This is a genomic window from Parasphingorhabdus sp., assembly GCF_039982415.1.
In the GTDB taxonomy this organism is placed as follows: Bacteria; Pseudomonadota; Alphaproteobacteria; order Sphingomonadales; family Sphingomonadaceae; genus Parasphingorhabdus.
This window is the reverse complement of record NZ_JBDWYL010000011.1, coordinates 154,660-169,853: the sequence shown is the minus strand read 5'-3', so window position 1 is coordinate 169,853 and position 15,194 is coordinate 154,660. Positions and strand designations below refer to the sequence as shown.

Annotated in this window: 18 protein-coding genes; 13 read left to right on the top strand and 5 right to left on the bottom strand. The window is 50.9% G+C overall.

Going from position 1 to position 15,194, the window contains the following annotated elements; genetic code table 11:
* Positions 1 to 83: 83 nt before the first annotated feature.
* From ABJU74_RS15085 to ABJU74_RS15075, 3 genes are all read left to right on the top strand, one after another.
* Positions 84 to 1,019: an alpha/beta hydrolase gene (locus ABJU74_RS15085; protein WP_348385338.1), complete on the top strand. Its 936-nt coding sequence runs from the start codon at positions 84 to 86 to the stop codon at positions 1,017 to 1,019.
* Between the two features lie 13 nt (positions 1,020 to 1,032).
* Positions 1,033 to 2,151 (top strand): FAD-dependent oxidoreductase, encoded by a 1,119-nt coding sequence (locus ABJU74_RS15080; protein ID WP_348385339.1) that lies wholly within the window; start codon positions 1,033 to 1,035, stop codon positions 2,149 to 2,151.
* Positions 2,152 to 2,258: 107 nt separating this feature from the next.
* On the top strand, positions 2,259 to 2,435 hold the full coding sequence (locus ABJU74_RS15075) for a DUF1508 domain-containing protein (RefSeq protein ID WP_348385340.1): 177 nt from the start codon (positions 2,259 to 2,261) through the stop codon (positions 2,433 to 2,435).
* A gap of 79 nt (positions 2,436 to 2,514) precedes the next feature.
* On the opposite strand, the gene rnhA is transcribed toward ABJU74_RS15075, so the two are convergent.
* Genes rnhA through ispH form a run of 3 tightly spaced genes read right to left on the bottom strand, consistent with a single transcriptional unit; the run spans position 2,515 to position 4,882 of the window.
* Positions 2,515 to 2,967 (bottom strand): ribonuclease HI, encoded by a 453-nt coding sequence (gene rnhA / locus ABJU74_RS15070; RefSeq protein ID WP_348385341.1) that lies wholly within the window; start codon positions 2,965 to 2,967, stop codon positions 2,515 to 2,517.
* On the bottom strand, positions 2,964 to 3,923 hold the full coding sequence (thrB, locus tag ABJU74_RS15065) for a homoserine kinase (protein ID WP_348385342.1): 960 nt from the start codon (positions 3,921 to 3,923) through the stop codon (positions 2,964 to 2,966). Before thrB ends, rnhA begins: the two co-directional genes overlap by 4 nt.
* Positions 3,923 to 4,882: a 4-hydroxy-3-methylbut-2-enyl diphosphate reductase gene (gene ispH, locus ABJU74_RS15060; protein WP_348385343.1), complete on the bottom strand. Its 960-nt coding sequence runs from the start codon at positions 4,880 to 4,882 to the stop codon at positions 3,923 to 3,925. The genes thrB and ispH overlap by 1 nt, the downstream gene beginning before the upstream one ends.
* A gap of 157 nt (positions 4,883 to 5,039) precedes the next feature.
* On the opposite strand from ispH, the gene ABJU74_RS15055 reads away from it, so the two are divergent.
* The 9 genes from ABJU74_RS15055 (at position 5,040) to tatC (ending at position 12,250) form a co-directional block, all read left to right on the top strand.
* Positions 5,040 to 5,699 (top strand): hypothetical protein, encoded by a 660-nt coding sequence (locus ABJU74_RS15055; RefSeq protein WP_348385344.1) that lies wholly within the window; start codon positions 5,040 to 5,042, stop codon positions 5,697 to 5,699.
* Between the two features lie 75 nt (positions 5,700 to 5,774).
* Complete coding sequence (gene argS / locus ABJU74_RS15050) at positions 5,775 to 7,496, top strand: arginine--tRNA ligase (protein WP_348385345.1); 1,722 nt, start codon at positions 5,775 to 5,777, stop codon at positions 7,494 to 7,496.
* 30 nt (positions 7,497 to 7,526) lie between these two features.
* Positions 7,527 to 8,165, top strand: coding sequence for an SPOR domain-containing protein (locus ABJU74_RS15045; RefSeq protein ID WP_348385346.1), 639 nt, complete (start codon positions 7,527 to 7,529; stop codon positions 8,163 to 8,165).
* Between the two features lie 163 nt (positions 8,166 to 8,328).
* Positions 8,329 to 9,336, top strand: a complete 1,008-nt coding sequence (gene nagZ, locus ABJU74_RS15040) for a beta-N-acetylhexosaminidase (RefSeq protein WP_348385347.1) — start codon at positions 8,329 to 8,331, stop codon at positions 9,334 to 9,336.
* On the top strand, positions 9,336 to 10,115 hold the full coding sequence (locus ABJU74_RS15035) for a ScpA family protein (protein WP_348385348.1): 780 nt from the start codon (positions 9,336 to 9,338) through the stop codon (positions 10,113 to 10,115). The genes nagZ and ABJU74_RS15035 overlap by 1 nt, the downstream gene beginning before the upstream one ends.
* Before the next feature lie 46 nt (positions 10,116 to 10,161).
* Positions 10,162 to 10,815, top strand: a complete 654-nt coding sequence (gene scpB / locus ABJU74_RS15030; protein WP_348385615.1) for an SMC-Scp complex subunit ScpB — start codon at positions 10,162 to 10,164, stop codon at positions 10,813 to 10,815.
* Positions 10,816 to 10,843: 28 nt separating this feature from the next.
* Positions 10,844 to 11,071 (top strand): twin-arginine translocase TatA/TatE family subunit, encoded by a 228-nt coding sequence (locus ABJU74_RS15025; protein WP_348385349.1) that lies wholly within the window; start codon positions 10,844 to 10,846, stop codon positions 11,069 to 11,071.
* Positions 11,072 to 11,102: 31 nt separating this feature from the next.
* Positions 11,103 to 11,474 (top strand): Sec-independent protein translocase protein TatB, encoded by a 372-nt coding sequence (gene tatB, locus ABJU74_RS15020; RefSeq protein ID WP_348385350.1) that lies wholly within the window; start codon positions 11,103 to 11,105, stop codon positions 11,472 to 11,474.
* 8 nt (positions 11,475 to 11,482) lie between these two features.
* Positions 11,483 to 12,250, top strand: a complete 768-nt coding sequence (tatC, locus tag ABJU74_RS15015) for a twin-arginine translocase subunit TatC (RefSeq protein ID WP_348385616.1) — start codon at positions 11,483 to 11,485, stop codon at positions 12,248 to 12,250.
* On the opposite strand, the gene ABJU74_RS15010 is transcribed toward tatC, so the two are convergent.
* Both ABJU74_RS15010 and ABJU74_RS15005 read right to left on the bottom strand, forming a co-directional pair.
* Positions 12,247 to 12,372 carry an entericidin A/B family lipoprotein gene (locus ABJU74_RS15010; protein WP_348385351.1) on the bottom strand — a complete coding sequence of 42 codons (126 nt, stop codon included), beginning with the start codon at positions 12,370 to 12,372 and terminating at the stop codon, positions 12,247 to 12,249. The genes tatC and ABJU74_RS15010 overlap by 4 nt on opposite strands.
* Positions 12,373 to 12,429: 57 nt before the next feature.
* On the bottom strand, positions 12,430 to 14,571 hold the full coding sequence (locus tag ABJU74_RS15005; RefSeq protein WP_348385352.1) for a TonB-dependent receptor: 2,142 nt from the start codon (positions 14,569 to 14,571) through the stop codon (positions 12,430 to 12,432).
* Positions 14,572 to 14,704: 133 nt separating this feature from the next.
* On the opposite strand from ABJU74_RS15005, the gene ABJU74_RS15000 reads away from it, so the two are divergent.
* The gene (locus ABJU74_RS15000; RefSeq protein ID WP_348385353.1) at positions 14,705 to 15,169 is read left to right on the top strand and encodes a VOC family protein; all 465 of its coding nucleotides are present in this window, start codon (positions 14,705 to 14,707) and stop codon (positions 15,167 to 15,169) included.
* Positions 15,170 to 15,194: the final 25 nt, after the last annotated feature.

Sequence of the window (15,194 nt, the reverse complement as noted above, 5' to 3'; positions counted from 1 at the left end):
GAAACAGCTTTAAGAAAAATGCCTTACCAAATAGTAACCATGATATCCGGAAACCCAATTAATCAGAATAAAGTCCAACTTTAGTGGTTCGCCGCGTTATACCTGATGATGCCGAAGAATTGATATGGCATGCCCTTGATGGCTGGGAAATTCGCCAATTTGAGTGGACTCAAAGCACCGAGCCAGCACGTGGTTCGATATTGTTCATGACCGGGCGCGCCGATTTTTACGAAAAATATCTCGAGACATTTGGTGATTTTTACCAGGCCGGATGGAATGTAACAGCACCGGATTGGCGCGGCCAAGGAGGGTCGGGCCGGTGCGGTCCGCATCCTAATGTCGGGCATATTGAAGATTTTTCTATTTGGATCGAAGATCTTACGGCTTTTTACCATCATTGGCATGATACTCATCCTGGACCGCATGTCGTAATCGGTCATAGCATGGGTGGTCATCTGGTAACGCGGACATTGGCCGAGCAGCGTATTCATCCTGACGCTGCGATATTAAGTGCTCCGATGCTGGCGCCTGCCGGAGGCGGTATGCCCGAATGGACAGCCCATCTCTTGTCAAAATTAATCTGTGCTTTTGGACGCGATAAACGGCGGGCTTGGAAGGTGAGTGAAAAGCCATTGGAGCCCGAAGTGCTGCGCCAGAATTTGCTCACCCATGATGCTGAGCGTTATGCTGATGAATTTTTCTGGTTTAAAGAACGTCCCGATTTACGTTTGGGGCCGGCCAGTTGGCGATGGGTTGAGCGGGCCTATTCTTCCACCCGAGGATTACGCAACCGCAAACATTTGGAAGTCGTCGATATTCCGATTTTGTTTCTGGCAACGGCGGTTGATGAATTGGTCGATCATGCAACGATTGAACGCGCAGTGCATTTGTTGCCACACGCTGAAATGAAACTATTTGGAAAAGAATGTGCCCATGAAGTTTATCGGGAGATAGATGCTGTGCGCAATGAGGCACTGCGGGCCAGTTTTGACTTTCTCGACAAAGTGGCACCGCAATGAATTATTTTAAAGCATGAGCCAATTTGACGTCGCGATTATTGGAGCTGGGATTGCTGGCGCGAGTATGGCGTCCGAGCTTGCCGATCTATGTTCAATAGTGATGCTCGAGGCGGAAGCCCATCCCGGCTACCACAGCACGGGGCGGTCTGCGGCTTTCTGGACGGAGAGCTATGGCGGTCCCAAAGTCCAACCGCTCACAACGGCATCATTCGATTTTTTACACGACCCGCCCCCGGAATTTTCACCAACGGGTTTTCTCCATCCACGCAAGGCGATCAATATAGGGCGAACGGGCGAGCAGAATTTGGTCGATAAATTTCTGGCGAAATTTTCCCAAAGCGGCGTTACCATGATACCTTGGACCCGTGATGATTTATCTGCCGCTATCCCTCACTTGAAACCCGGGTGGGATCGCGCGATTTTTGAACCGGATTGCTGTGATATTGATGTAGCCGCTTTGCATTCTGCTTATTTGCGTGATGCTAAGAAGAAGGGCGCGCACCTGCATTGCAACTTTCGTGTCCACGCCATTACCGCCGAAAAGAACCATTGGGCAATCTCCAATGGCAAAGACACGATTTACGCGGCAAAAATTATCAACGCAGCAGGAGCCTGGGCCAATCAGATTGGAGATCTTGCAGGAGCGTTGCCAATCCACATTCAACCGATGCGGCGAACGATGGTCCAATTGAAAACCGATCCGCCCGCCAAAATGGATATGCCACTTGTGGTTGCGCTCGATGGAAGTTTCTATTTTAAACCGGAAGCTGGCGGTAGTTTTTGGCTTAGCCCGCATGATGAAACACCGGTTGATGCGACCGACGTTGCGCCGGAAGAATGGGATGTGGCCTTAGCTATTGACCGATTTCAGTCGATTGTTGACGTGGACATTCTCAATGTCCATCGCAAATGGGCAGGTTTGCGCAGTTTTTCGCCGGATCGTTTACCGGTTTACGGATATGACCCGCAGCAATCTGAGTTTTTCTGGTTTTCAGGGCAGGGTGGTTTCGGAATACAAACAGCACCCGCGGCGGCAAAATTGGCCAAGTCTCTATTTTTGAAATCGGAACGTGAAGCTGCCGTACAATCCCTCGACGCGCAATTATATCGACCCGACCGCTTCCTTAGCTAAACAAGTTTACATATTCAGCATTGCGTTCAGCCTCTTATGAGGCAATAACTCATCTGCCCGTGCAGGGCCGCAAAGGGCAGGTCGAAGCCCATAAAGGAGATTGGAAAATGGCGCACAAGTTTGAAATTTACAAAGATAAAAGAGGCGAATTCCGGGTTCGTTTTAAACATAACAGCGAAATTATGTTTTCGACAGAAGGCTATGCTAGCAAAGCAAGCGCGAAAAATGCAATCGCATCGATTATCAAAAATGGCCCTGGAGCCGAGGTCGAAGATAATAGCTAAAGCTGTTTCTTAGAAATTCAAATCCCGGCAAAAAATCTGGCGAGAAAATTCTCAAGAGCATTGATTGGCCGGGATTTTTTTATCCATGCATGGCAATATTGAGCGCGGCATCGCTGGCCAAAGTGTCAGCCCTTTCATTGTCAGCGTCGCCCGCATGGCCTTTGACCCAATGCCACTCAATTTCATGGCGCTGAACCGCCTCGACTAGATCTTGCCATAGATCCGCATTTTTAACAGGCTTTTTCGCTGCTGTTCGCCATCCGTTTTTTTGCCAGTTAAACACCCATTTCGTGATTCCATCTTTGACATAAGTGCTGTCGATCGAGAGTTTGACCTTGCAAGGGCGTGTCAACGTATTGAGTGCCTCTATGGCGGCGCGCAATTCCATTCGGTTGTTGGTGGTTTCTGGTTCACCGCCGGAAATTTCTTTCTCTTTTTCTCCGAAGCGGATCAGAGCACCCCAGCCGCCGGGACCAGGATTGCCTTTACATGCGCCATCGGTAGCGATTTCAACATAGGACAGTTCAGTCATGCGATGAAAATTTCCGGATTCTTTTGATAAAAGTGGAGGCGATGGAGAAAGGCCTTGGGATCTTTGCGGGTCACCAATGCATCGGCGGGAGTATGGATCCAATCAAAGGCGCGGGTCAGCAGGAAACGCAAAGCAGCCCCGCGCGCTAAAATAGGTAAGCCGTCGCGCTCATCCCGGCTAAGGCCGAATTTTTCAACGTAGCCGGCTAGCAACGCCGCCGAAACACTCTGATCAAATACGGACCCATCTTTAGAAAAGCACCAAGCGGCATGGGTGACCGCAACATCATAGGCACGAATATCAGAGCATGAAAAATAGAAATCAATCAAACCAGTCACCTGATCTTCGAGCATCAATATATTGTCGGGAAATAGATCAGCGTGGATGACTGATTGCGGCAATAAACTTGGCCACATTTTATCGAGATAATCTAATTCTTCGTTTACCTGGTGGAACAGCCCTGGAGAGGCCTTATCCAAGCCATCAGGGCCACATTCCATCACCAATGTTCGCCAGCTGTCGCGGTTCATAGTATTGGTTCGTTCGCCTTCAAAATCTTGCAGCGCGTCATGCATAGTGCCCAGTGCTGCTCCAGCCGCTTTGGCCTGCGCCACTGTTGGCATGGTCACCGAGATGCCCGGTAAAAAAGTGATCAAACATGCATAGCGTCCGCAGAGCTGCTGAATTTTCATACCGTCACGATCTGCGATCATTGGTGGCACTGGGCAATTTTTGCTGGCCAGATGATCGAGCATATCGATAAAAAATGGGAGATCATCAGGATCTACCCGCTTTTCATAAAGGGTCAGAATGAAGCGATCTTGGGTTGTTTCTATCAGGTAATTGCTATTCTCAACCCCTTCGGCAATGCCCTTTGCGGACACTAATGTGCCGACATTAAAGCGCGTAAGAAACGCTTCTATTTCTTCGGCGCTGACCTTTGTATAAACGGCCATCAGGCAGGTTCGAGGCCGCGAGGCAGCTTGAAAACCATGCGTTCGTCAGCGGTTACGACCTTTTCTTCATCGACAATATATTGCTGTTCCAATTGGGTGACGACTTCGCGCACCAAAATTTCCGGCGCGGAGGCTCCGGCGGTTAATCCCAATGTTTTGACGTTTTTCATCCAGCTAAAGTCAATTTCATCGGCCCGCTGGATAAGATAGGATGTGGTCCCTTCGCGTTCCGCAACTTCCACCAAACGCAAGCTGTTCGAACTATTGGGTGCTCCGATGACCAAGACCAAATCACAGGATTGGGCAATATTTTTGACTGCATCTTGACGGTTTGATGTGGCGTAACAAATATCTTCGCCTTTTGGTCCGATAATCGACGGAAATCGATTTTTCAGGGCATCGACAATGGCGCGCGTATCATCAACTGATAATGTCGTTTGGGTGAGAAAAGACAATTTTTCTGGATCAGGTGGAGACAGGTCGGCCACATCTTCCAAAGTTTCTACCAAGGTCATCATGCCGTCATCCACTTGACCAAATGTACCGATGACTTCGGGGTGGTTGGCATGGCCGACAAAGATAATATGCCGTCCAGCTTCAACTTGTCGTTCGGCTTGACGATGGACTTTGGATACCAGCGGACAGGTGGCATCGAGATATTCCAGGCCGCGTTGTTCGGCTTTGTGAGGGACAGCCTTGGGCACGCCATGGGCAGAAAAGACTACTGGCACACCGTCTGGCACTTCGTCCAATTCTTCGACAAAAATAGCACCCAGCTTCTTCAATTCATCGACGACATAGCGATTATGAACGATTTCATGCCGCACATAAACGGGAGCTCCATATTTTTCGATCGCCAGTTCGACGATTTTTATGGCGCGATCAACCCCTGCACAAAAACCGCGAGGAGCGGCTACAAGCAAGCGAATGCGGGGTTTTTCTGTTTCTGCATGTGTCATAATTTATGCCTTAATGAAAAACAGAGCCGACGAAAAGCCTGTCTGTTCATCCTATGGATGGTTGCGTGCTCTTAAAGGCATAGATAAGGGTTTCGTAACCCGCAACAAGGACGCAGATCATATCTGTGCAAAATGGGACTAAAGGCAAGGAATAAGCATGATTTTCAAAGGGCGTTTCAATAAGCTGTTACTCACTAGCGGGACGGTATTGGCTGTGGCGGGCTGCGCACAAGATGGCGCACTGGACGTCAGCTCTGGCGTTGGTGTCAGCGTGACCCGAACTGGTTGTCCAGCGGTTGCTGTTCCTGATCACACCGGAGACATCACTATTTTTGATCCGGTCAATAGCACTGATGCGAGCGCAATTGATGTCGTAGCGAATATAACCAATGTGCGCTCCACCTGTAACAGCGAAGGCGCTCGCATATATTCGGAAGCCTCGTTTGATGTTTATGCCATTCGCTCGCGACCACAAGGAGCGCGTACGATCACGGTTCCCTATTTTTCAAGCGTCGTGCAGGGCGGAACGGCTGTGGTTGCGAAACGCATTAACAATGTGACCTTGACCTTTGCCGATGGCGAATATCGGGCTTCGGCGTCTGGTAAGGCTGGCTCTTATGTCGATGCCGCCGCCGCGCGATTGCCTGAAGAAGTGATCGAACGGATCACACGTAAAAGAAAACCCGGAGACCCGGATGCAGCCTTGGATCCTTTGGCAGATCCAGCGGTTCGAGCAGCCGTGGCACGATCGACATTTGAGTTGCTGATTGGGTTTCAGCTCACGCCGGAACAGTTGCAATATAACGCGACCCGATAAAGCGGTTTAGGGAAATTTCCGTCGGCAGTTCGGCCAGTCCGGGCTCTATAATCTATTGAAAATTGGGGTGAAGCGATGCTGTTTCATATTTTTCAAAAACATATTGATCAGGCTTTGGATGATCTGGTGGCGAGCGGCGATTTGCCGGCGGACCTGGATCGGAAAAATATAACCTTGGAACCGCCAAGGGATTCGTCCCACGGTGATTTATCGACCAATGCAGCGATGGTTTTGTCCAAAGCCGCTGGTGAAAAGCCGCGCGATTTGGCAATCAAAATTGTTGAGAAGCTAAGCGGCTTGGATGATATCCGTTCGGCTGAAATAGCCGGGCCGGGCTTTATTAACCTCAAGGTCAGCGATGCGGTTCTGTTGGCTGAATTGAAGGAAATTGAAACGCTTGGTACCGATTATGGTCGTTCAACCAAAGGAAGCGGCGTTACCGTCAATGTTGAATATGTATCGGCCAATCCAACCGGACCCATGCATATGGGGCATTGCCGGGGGGCCGTCGTTGGTGATGCATTGGCCGATTTGCTCGCGTTTATCGGCTATAAGGTCATTCGCGAATATTATGTGAATGATGCCGGTGCTCAAGTCGATATTCTCGCGCAATCAGCGCATATTCGCTATCGCGAAGCGCTGGGTGAAGCCATCTCGGACATTCCCGAAGGTCTCTATCCAGGGGATTATCTGAAACCGCTTGGTTCGGCTCTGGCGCAGGAATATGGCGATAAATATCGCGATGCACCGCAAGAAAGCTGGTTGCCGATTTTCCGCAAGGCAGCGGTGGCCGGGATGATGGATATGATCCGTGCCGATCTCTCACTGCTTGGCATCCAGCATGATGTTTTTTCCTCCGAAGCGGAATTGCATGCGGCTGGCAAAGCGGATGCGGCCGAAGCCGAATTGCGCGCCCGGGATTTAATTTATGACGGGGTTCTAGAAAAACCAAAAGGGAAGACGATTGAAGACTGGGAAGCAGTCGAACTGCCATTGTTCCGGTCCACGCAATTTGGCGATGATCAGGACCGGCCGATCAAAAAATCAAACGGCCAATGGACCTATTTTGGCGGCGATCTCGCTTACCATTTTCAAAAAGCGCAAAAGGCCGACGAATTGATTGATATCTGGGGCGCGGACCATTCCGGCACGGTGAAACGGATAAAAGCAGCGGTATCCGCGTTGACGCGCGGGGAGACCAAATTTGATGTGAAGTTGATTCAAATGGTTCGGTTGCTGCGCAATGGTGAACCTGAAAAAATGTCCAAGCGGTCTGGCAATTTTGTGACCATTGCCGACATGGTCGAAGAAGTGGGCAAAGACGCGGTTCGATTTACGATGTTAACGCGAAAAGCCGATGCGCAAATGGACTTTGATTTTGCCAAGGTCACGGAAGCTTCCCGCGATAATCCGGTATTTTATGTGCAATATGCCCATGCGCGAATTCAATCGACCTTAAGAAAAGCGGCAGATGAAGACATTTTGCCATCGGATGAGCATTTGGCGAAACTGGGACCGGAAGAGCTGGATCTTGTAAAACAAGCCGCCCAATTTCCGCGAATCGTCGAATCGGCAGCGGTGAGCCGTGAACCGCATCGGATCGCCTTTTATCTCAATGACCTTGCAGCGGCCTTTCATGCCTTTTGGAATATGGGCAATGATCACCCAGAAATGCGGATTATCATGGTAAATGACCCCGCAATGACATCGGCTAGGCTTTTCTTAGCTAAATATTTAGGGCAAGTGATTAAGAACGGTCTCGCGCTGATGGGGGTTAGCGCCGCTGACAAGATGTAAGCGCTCGAAAATTGTGTGTGGGGTTTGAGTATGTCCGATGTAAATAGTGATAGTCTGGATCTGGATGATGAAAATCGTCTGCCTTGGCTGGAATCTGCGGAAGATTATGAAGGCGAGGATGAATATTCGCCTATTCGTGTTGCTATATTTTTGGCGGTTGGCATTGCGCTATTGGCCGCCATTGTTGGTGGCATTTATTGGATGCAGAAGCGCGATAGCGGCGGACTCAGCGGCGATGGAACGCTGATCGCAGCGCAAGAAGGCGACTATAAAGTTCGTCCCGATGATCCACAGGCCAAGCAGTTTGAAGGCGAAGGTGATGCGAGTTTTGCAGCCTCTGAAGGGCAAGGAACGCCCGGAAAGCTTGGCACGGCACCACCTGTTGAATCACCGATCAAGAAAACCACTTCGGCTGCCCCTTCGGCTCCGGGCAGTGCGATGATCCAGCTGGGTGCTTTCAGCACAGCGGGTCAAGCCGACAACGCTTGGTCGGGTTTTTCTCGTCGCTTTTCCGATATCGGTGCCTTGCCAAAGAAAATTGTTCAAGGTTCGGTTGAAGGGGGCACGATCTTTCGCTTAAATGCCGTAGCACCCAATGTGTCCGCGGCTCAAAATGTGTGCAATAATTTAAAGGCCGCAGGCGAAAGCTGTATTGTCGTTCCGCAATAGGAACAAACCGTTTCGCTCCATCAATACCCCATCCTGTGGTAGCGAGAATCTGATGAAAACCGGGGAAGCGCTGTGGATAACGGCGCTTTCCGCTTTACCAAACTGCCAATTTTCCGCATGATAAGCCCAGCAAATATTATGTGCTGTTGGGTAGAGTTTGGTTATGAAGCCGGTTGTTTTTGGTATGTCAGGGTTAAGCCTGACGAAGGATGAGAAAGCGTTTTTTCAGGAAAGCGATCCCGCCGGCTATATTATTTTTGGCCGTAATGTCGAAGACAAGGCCCAATTGCGCGCATTGACCGACGAACTGCGAACTTTGCATGGCCGTGATGATCTTGCCATTTTGATTGATCAAGAGGGCGGACGTGTTGCGCGTATGCAAGAGCCTATTTGGCCGAATTTTCCTCCGGGCGAAGTTTTTGACAAGCTTTATGACAGCGCGCCGGCCACAGCGATTGAGGCCGCTCGATTAAACGCGCAAGCTATTGCTGAGAGCCTTCGTGAAGTCGGGATTACCGTCAATTGCCTGCCGCTATTGGATGTCCGCCAACCGGACACTGCCGATGCGATTGGCAATCGCGCCATGGGCAGTGAACCCTTGCAAGTTGCTGCCTTGGGACGCGCTGTGATCGATGGGCAAACCAAAGGTGGTGCGGTCAGCGTTGTCAAACATATGCCTGGACATGGCCGCGCGGTTGTCGACAGTCATATGGAACTACCAAAAGTGGACGCGCCAGCCGAAGCCTTGGAAACTGATATTGCCCCGTTCCGGTCACTTGCAAATGCGCCGATGGGCATGACCGCGCATATTGTCTATTCGGCTTGGGACAAGGACCGCTGCGCCAGCCTTTCGCCTACCGTGATTGAGGATATTATCCGCGGTTCCATAGGGTTTGATGGCCTTCTTTTTTCAGATGATCTCGATATGAAAGCTTTGAAGGGCGCTGTGCCGGAGCGCGCCCGGGATGTCGTAGCAGCCGGGTGCGATATTGCGCTTAACTGTTGGGGGCGGATGGATGAGATGATCGGCATTGCCGATTTGCTGGACGATATCAGCACCCCGTCACGAAACCGGCTCGATCGCGCAATGGCGACTTTGGATCAAGCGACGCAATCTGTCGAATTGGCCGAACTGCTGTCGCGCCGTGACGCTTTATTGGCGGCCGCCTGATGAGTGAAACGGAGACCGAGCAATTTTTCTTCCCTTCGTCGCAGGCAGATGAAGACGCGTCATTGACTTTGAATATTGATGGCTGGGAAGGTCCCTTGGACTTGCTTTTGGCATTGGCTCGCAATCAAAAAGTGGATTTGCGCGAAATTTCCATTCTCGAGCTGGTCCAGCAATATTTGCAATATATTGCTGATGCGCAAAGTCTAAAGCTAGAACTTGCTGCCGACTATTTGGTGATGGCGGCATGGTTGACCTATCTCAAATCGGGACTTTTGTTACCCAAGGATCCCGAAGTGGACCCGTCGCCAGAAGAATTGGCGCTGCGGCTGCAAATGCGCCTTGAACGCCTTAATGCTATGAGAGAGGCTGGATCGCGGTTGTTGGCGCGAGATCGGATCGGGCGAGACGTTTTTGTCCGCGGTGCACCAGAAGGTTTGCGGGTGGTCAAAAACCGCCATTGGCAAGCGGAATATTATGATCTGATTTCAGCTTATGGCCGGGTGAAACTGCGCAGCGTACCGCCCGTGCATATTGTGAAACAACGGATGGTCATGACGTTGGAAGACGCATTGGCCCGGGTATCGTTGATGCTTGGCGAAGCGATTGAATGGACAGATATTCGGTCTTTTTTGCCTCCGGGTGCGCCGCCGCAATTGCGCAAATCTGCTTTGGCCTCCAGTTTTGTCGCGGCGTTGGAACTTGCCCGGCAAGGCAAATTGGTTCTCGCACAGGAAGAGAGCTTTGCACCGTTAAAGTTGAAAGCGGTTGGTGATGAATGAACAGCAACAAGACGATCGGGATCTGATCATGGGAATAAATGCTGATATGGATGAAGCAACGCGAGCGGTGGAGGCGACTTTATTTGCCTCTGAAAAACCGATGACAGTGACGGATATCAAATTATATGTTGGCGAGAATGTTGATATCCGGGCGGCGTTGAACAATTTGCAGAATGATTATTCCGGACGCGGTATTGTCTTGGTCAATGCTGGCGACCGTTGGCATTTTCAAACTGCTCATGACTTGTCACATTTGCTCCGCCGCGAACGCGCTGAGCTGCGCAAGCTGAGCCGTGCGGGTATGGAGACACTCGCGATCATTGCCTATCATGAACCCGTAAGCCGCGCCGAAATAGAAGCTATTAGAGGCGTGCAAGTTGCCAAAGGCACATTGGATGTCTTGATGGAGGCGGGCTGGGTACGTCCGGCTGGACGCCGCGAAGTGCCGGGTCGTCCATTAATCTATGCAACCACTGCTGAGTTTCTGACTCATTTTGGCCTGGAAAGCCGCAAGGAATTACCGGGACTGGATGATCTCAAAGCCGCAGGATTGCTGGATCCAGTCGATTTGGCTCTGGAGCGTATGGAAATGGAAGCGGAAGAAGAATTGCCATTGCAATCAGAGCTTAACGAAGATGGTGCACAAGAAAATGACGATCAACCCGCCGATTCACTGGAAAATGCGGCGGAAAGCGCCTAAGTAATAGGCATAGATCAGGAGATTTTCGATGCAACCGAGTATTTGGCAGATTTTAATTGTAGCAGCTTTGGTGCTGATCCTGTTCGGTCGCGGCCGGATTTCGGAGATGATGGGCGATGTTGGCAAAGGCATTCGGTCCTTTAAAAAGGGCATTACCGAAGAAGAGGAAAGCGCAAAAGCTTCGGCACAAATTGATAGCAAAACCGCAGATCTGAGCGCAGATAAAGCTGCCACATCCGACAAAACCGCTAGCTGAGACCGGCGCGCCAGCATAGGCGGCAACCGATATGTTTGATCTTTCTATCTCGGAAATCGCGATAATCGTGATTATCGCTATCGTGGTGATAGGGCCTAAGGAATTGCCGCGGGCGCTGGCTACGGCTGGCCGGTGGATAGCCAAGGCGCGCGGTGTGATGGGCAATTTCCGCACTGGATTGGATGCCATGGTGCGCGAGGCCGAATTGCAGGAAATGGAAAAGAAGTGGGCGGCGGAAAATGAGCGTATCATGCTCGAAAATCCATCTGCTTCTGGAGACGCGCCGCAAATGGAACCGCTTGATGGGACACCAGACAATACCGGTGAGACCCTCACGGACCAAGCGGATCTGCCGCTAGAACCCTTGCCGCCAAAAACGCCGACGGAAAAACCAGGGTCATGAACGAACAAATGGCGCCCGATATTGACGATAGCAAAGCTCCGCTGTTGGAGCATCTTATCGAATTGCGCCAACGCCTGGTATGGGCTGTGGTGGCGCTGCTCATCGCGTTCGCGGTGAGCTTTTACTTCGCCGATGAGATTTTCGGCCTGTTGGTGGTCCCGCTGACGGATGCATTTCCGCCGGGTGAAGGAAAATTGGTCTATACCAAGCTTTACGAGGCATTTTTCGTGGAAATTAAGGTGGCGATGTTCGCGGCTTTCCTGCTCGCCTTTCCTGTAATCTCTAATCAGCTTTGGGCTTTTGTGGCACCCGGTCTCTATGCCAATGAGAAAAGAGCGTTTCTGCCCTTCCTGTTCGCCACGCCGCTTTTGTTCACCGCCGGTGCGGCGCTGGCTTATTATATCGTTATGCCGACGGCATTCCGGTTTTTCCTGGGCTTTGAAGGAGAAGTGGGCGGCATGACCCAAGAAGCCTTGCCGGCGATGGGCGATTATCTCGATTTGGTGATGCGGTTCATGCTGGCTTTTGGTGTCTGTTTTCAGTTGCCTGTGCTGTTGCTGTTGCTCAACCGCGCGGGCCTGGTTACGCGGGATCAGCTGAAGGGGCTGCGCCGATACATGGTCGTCGCCGCTTTTGTTCTGGCGGCTATATTGACGCCGCCGGATGTTGTTTCCCAATTTCTTCTCGGTATCCCATTGATCATGCTTTACGAAGTGTCGTTAGCGATCATGTGGTTTACCGAAAGAAAGCGGAAAAAGGCCGAAAATACGGCCTAATTAATAGCGTCTTCGCCAGCGCGGCCGACGGATTCTATATCCTGCCCGACACCTTGTACCGTGTTACAAGCGCCCAACAGAAAGGCTGAAGAAACAGCTAAGGAAACTAAAATTTTGCGCATGTGAAATACTCCTGATTCTGCGTTTATAACAGAATCAGGAGGGAATCCTCAGATCTGCTAGAAACTAAATTTCGCACTGATGCGAAAATCGCGACCCGCCAGCGGTACAAAATCTTTCGTGAACGAAGCATGACGGCGCGCATTCACATCAAAAATATTATTGGCCGATGCCAGCAAGGTGACACCGCCATCCTTGCCCAAAGGCCGCCAGGCCGCTGATGCATTGACCAAGGTGAAACTATCGGTAGGCGTTTCAAATGTTGTAACACGGTTTTGACTGTCTGACCATTCCAATTCTGCCCGCAAATCGATGGAATCGCTTTGCGCTGAAAGGCCACCAAGTAGACGCAAGGGTGGGATGCGCGGCACTGCCCCGCCGCCATTGCGGATTTTCGCGCGGACGTAATCTGCAACGCCATCGGCCACAATTTTAAATCCGCCGGTACGCGCAACAACCGCGGAAGCTGATGCTTCAAATCCGTAATATGTCGCATCTTGCTGAAAATATTGGAAAACCGGCAAATCATCTTCTTCAGCCCCGGTTTCGGTTTCGAAAATATAATCATCAAAGAAATTCGCATAAATAGTCGCGCTCAACTCGACATCGGGCGTATTCCAGCGCGCATATAATTCTCCACCCCAGCTTTTTTCTGTGGTGAAATTGGGGTTGCCAATTTCAAAAGCTTGAGTTGCAATATGCGGTCCGTCAGAAAGCAATTCTTCCGCCGAAGGTGCCCGTTCCGAGCGCGATAAGTTGGCGCCTAGACGAAGACCTTGGTCGCCCGGCGCATAGGCCAAGCCAACAGCAGCAGAAAAGGCGCTAAAGTCACGATCAAAATTCACTGCCTGAGAGGTAATATCCGTATTTTCGAAACGGAAAGATCCTTCGACTTCCACCGTTCCAAAATCAATTTCTTGAACCGAAAATAAAGCCCAACTTTCCACCGTGTTTTTAGGCAAAAAAGCTTCTGCTCCAATCGCGTTGAAATCTCTTCCAACATATTGGGTGCCAATCACACCGCGCCATCCATTGCGGTCCGCTTGAACGAGTTCAGCGCGTGCTTCGATGCCTTCTACGAAGAAGAGCGTGCCAATCTCGTCCCCTTCAAATTCAGTATGTTCATAGTCGGAATAACCCGCGCGGAAATTCAATGATTCAAAAAAGCCGCCAATATTGACACCGCCGCGAAGGTCAGCGCGATATTGTTTAAGACCGATGGTGACTGGACCTTCTTCCTCTTCCTCGCCTTCTTCCTCTTCGCCTTCTTCTTCACCGTGATGGGCTGCGCCGGGACGTCCAGGTACGCCATAATCGCTGTCATAATAGCTGACAGAAAAGCCAATATTGCCGCCGTCATCAATGAAGGCAATGCCGCCGCCTGCGGTCCATGTTCGGGTTGCCGAATTTTCTATCCGATCTCGCTGATTGGCCGCTTCACGAAATTCTTCCGCTTCTTCCAACTCCCCTTCGGCTTCTTCTTCAGCCGCTTCTTCCAACAATTCCGCGCGAAATTCTGGCGCAACGACAAAGCCGGGAACACGCAGATCGGCTGTGTCACGAAAACTGGCATCTACATGGACAACCAGTCGATTGCCGAGCGGAACGTCGACGGAACCGGCAAGGCTATAATCATCCGCGGCGCTACCAAATCCGCCGAGCGCGTCGAAGTGAACCGCTTCTTTCGGCACATCGCGGGGGATCCGTTTGTCAATAACGTTGACTGCGCCGCCAATGGCATCGCCGCCAAATAAGAGAACGGCGGGTCCGCGAAGAACTTCCACCCGCTGTGCTGTTAAGGGATCAATGGTCACCGCATGGTCGACCGATGTATTGGAAACATCCAAGGTTCCGATACCGTCGGTTAACACCCGCACCCGCGGGCCTTGAAAGCCACGCAAAACGGGGCGAGACGAGCCAGGGGCAAAGCTGGTCGCCGAAACGCCCGGTAATTTTGTCAAGCTTTCTCCAATTTGTCCCCGCAGATCTTCGGTCAATTTGTCGCCGGACAAGACGGAAGTTCCAGCCAAAATGTCCAGTTCATCAACATAGGGGGCCGTCACAACAATGGCCTGGCGATTGTGAAAATCATCCGTAAGACCGGATTGCGCATCGGCTTGAGCCTCAGTGTCTTGGGCAAATACAGGAGAAATCGGGAGTGCCAGAACGGCAGCAGAAATGAAAAGCTTACGATGAGCCATAGGGATGTTCCAAATTGAATGAATGTTGGGCCTCATTTAATAGGCGTGATATGTTATATCAAACCAAATTTACCGAATTCGCCAGACTGATGCAATTTTGCTACAATGGGATGTGCAAGGAGAGGTGGAAGATATGACGCAATGGAAGGAAGACGGATATCATAGCGTAACCAGCTATTTGACGGTTGACGATGCCGCAGCAGCGATTGAATTTTATAAAAAAGCTTTTGGCGCCGAGGAAGTCATGCGCATGCCGATGGGCGATAAAATTGGCCACGCCGATATTGTGATTGGCGATACGCATATCATGCTAGCCGACGAATTTCCTGAAATGGACAAGCTGAGCCCAACAAGTCGGGGCGGAGCCACCAACAGTTTGATGATCTATGTCGAAAATTGTGATGCTGCCTTTGAACAAGCGGTTGCAGCGGGAGCCACAGCGATACGGCCGGTAGAGGATCAATTTTACGGTGATCGTTCGGGATGGGTGAAAGATCCATTTGGCCATGAATGGTCGATAGCCACGCATATTGAAGATGTAAGTCCTGCCGAGTTAAACCGCCGTATGGCCGAAATGATGGCGGGTGAAAACGGCTAGTCGATAATATTTTCGGTGCTGCAAA

Excerpts from the sequence above, each read along its gene's own strand:
- ABJU74_RS15080 (WP_348385339.1), top strand. The coding sequence starts at position 1,033 with ATGAGCCAATTTGACGTCGCGATTATTGGAGCTGGGATTGCTGGCGCG.
- ABJU74_RS15075 (WP_348385340.1), top strand. The coding sequence starts at position 2,259 with ATGGCGCACAAGTTTGAAATTTACAAAGATAAAAGAGGCGAATTCCGG.
- rnhA (WP_348385341.1), bottom strand. The coding sequence starts at position 2,967 with ATGACTGAACTGTCCTATGTTGAAATCGCTACCGATGGCGCATGTAAA.
- thrB (WP_348385342.1), bottom strand. The coding sequence starts at position 3,923 with ATGGCCGTTTATACAAAGGTCAGCGCCGAAGAAATAGAAGCGTTTCTT.
- ispH (WP_348385343.1), bottom strand. The coding sequence starts at position 4,882 with ATGACACATGCAGAAACAGAAAAACCCCGCATTCGCTTGCTTGTAGCC.
- ABJU74_RS15055 (WP_348385344.1), top strand. The coding sequence starts at position 5,040 with ATGATTTTCAAAGGGCGTTTCAATAAGCTGTTACTCACTAGCGGGACG.
- argS (WP_348385345.1), top strand. The coding sequence starts at position 5,775 with ATGCTGTTTCATATTTTTCAAAAACATATTGATCAGGCTTTGGATGAT.
- ABJU74_RS15045 (WP_348385346.1), top strand. The coding sequence starts at position 7,527 with ATGTCCGATGTAAATAGTGATAGTCTGGATCTGGATGATGAAAATCGT.
- nagZ (WP_348385347.1), top strand. The coding sequence starts at position 8,329 with ATGAAGCCGGTTGTTTTTGGTATGTCAGGGTTAAGCCTGACGAAGGAT.
- ABJU74_RS15035 (WP_348385348.1), top strand. The coding sequence starts at position 9,336 with ATGAGTGAAACGGAGACCGAGCAATTTTTCTTCCCTTCGTCGCAGGCA.
- scpB (WP_348385615.1), top strand. The coding sequence starts at position 10,162 with ATGGATGAAGCAACGCGAGCGGTGGAGGCGACTTTATTTGCCTCTGAA.
- ABJU74_RS15025 (WP_348385349.1), top strand. The coding sequence starts at position 10,844 with ATGCAACCGAGTATTTGGCAGATTTTAATTGTAGCAGCTTTGGTGCTG.
- tatB (WP_348385350.1), top strand. The coding sequence starts at position 11,103 with ATGTTTGATCTTTCTATCTCGGAAATCGCGATAATCGTGATTATCGCT.
- tatC (WP_348385616.1), top strand. The coding sequence starts at position 11,483 with ATGGCGCCCGATATTGACGATAGCAAAGCTCCGCTGTTGGAGCATCTT.
- ABJU74_RS15010 (WP_348385351.1), bottom strand. The coding sequence starts at position 12,372 with ATGCGCAAAATTTTAGTTTCCTTAGCTGTTTCTTCAGCCTTTCTGTTG.
- ABJU74_RS15005 (WP_348385352.1), bottom strand. The coding sequence starts at position 14,571 with ATGGCTCATCGTAAGCTTTTCATTTCTGCTGCCGTTCTGGCACTCCCG.
- ABJU74_RS15000 (WP_348385353.1), top strand. The coding sequence starts at position 14,705 with ATGACGCAATGGAAGGAAGACGGATATCATAGCGTAACCAGCTATTTG.